Raw genomic sequence first — 872 nt, 5'->3', positions numbered from 1 at the left:
GTGCGCCGTATGGGACTTGGACCAAGGAGGCCCTCGCCGCGTCGGCGAAGGCCGAACTGGCAGCCCTGCACTGGTCAGTCGACCCGCAAGACTGGTCTCGTCCTGGCGCCGAGGCGATTGTTGCCGCGGTGCTGGCCTCGGTCCGGCCGGGGGCCATCGTGCTCCTGCACGACGGGTGCCCTCCCGACGAGTTGGAACGCTGCCCTCACTCTGGTCGGCGCGACCAGACTGTGACGGCGCTCGCCCAGCTCATTCCAGCACTGCATGACCGTGGATTTGCAATCCGGTCGATTCCTCAAACTCACTGAATAGATCAATTCCCATGAGCCTGCTTGCCACCATCAGCACCGTTGCTGTTGCCTCCTACGCGTTGCTCTCCAGCGTTCATAAGAGCGCGCAGGCGCTTTATGCGCTGCGAACCGACGCCTCACTGCCGCCGTACGACCCGGTCGACACCGATGCTCTGCCCAGCGTGGATGTCATCGTGCCCTGCTTCAACGAGGACCCGCGCACGCTGGCGGCCTGCCTGAAGTCTCTCGCAAGCCAGGACTACCCAGGGCGATTGCAGGTCTATGTGGTCGATGACGGCTCTGCAAATGTCGCTGCAGTGGCCCCGGTCCATGGGAGCTACGCATATGACCCGAGGTTCAACGTCATTCTGCTGCCAACCAACGTTGGAAAGCGCAAGGCGCAGATCGCAGCGATACGCCGGTCGTTCGGCGATCTCGTGCTCAACGTCGATTCCGACACGGAAATCGCCAGCGACGTGGTCAGCAAACTCGTACGCAAGATGCAGGATCCAGCCGTCGGCGCGGCCATGGGGCAATTGACGGCCAGCAACCGGAACGACAGCTGGCTGACCCGATTGATCG

Annotated in this window: 1 protein-coding gene and 1 pseudogene; both read left to right on the top strand. The window is 63.1% G+C overall.

All coding sequences use genetic code 11. The annotated features are described in order from the left end of the window. Positions 1-308: pseudogene (locus IVA91_RS27110) on the top strand (chitooligosaccharide deacetylase NodB); the annotation flags it as partial. A 14-nt stretch (positions 309-322) separates the two neighbouring features. Continuing rightward, a partial coding sequence (locus IVA91_RS27105) for a glycosyltransferase family 2 protein (RefSeq protein ID WP_247459467.1) occupies positions 323-872 on the top strand: 550 nt, incomplete at its 3' end.

The sequence above is a fragment of the Bradyrhizobium sp. 153 genome, from assembly GCF_023073835.1.
Classification (GTDB): Bacteria; Pseudomonadota; Alphaproteobacteria; order Rhizobiales; family Xanthobacteraceae; genus Bradyrhizobium.
The sequence above is the reverse complement of the archived record's forward strand: the minus strand, read 5'-3'. Positions and strand labels throughout refer to the sequence as shown.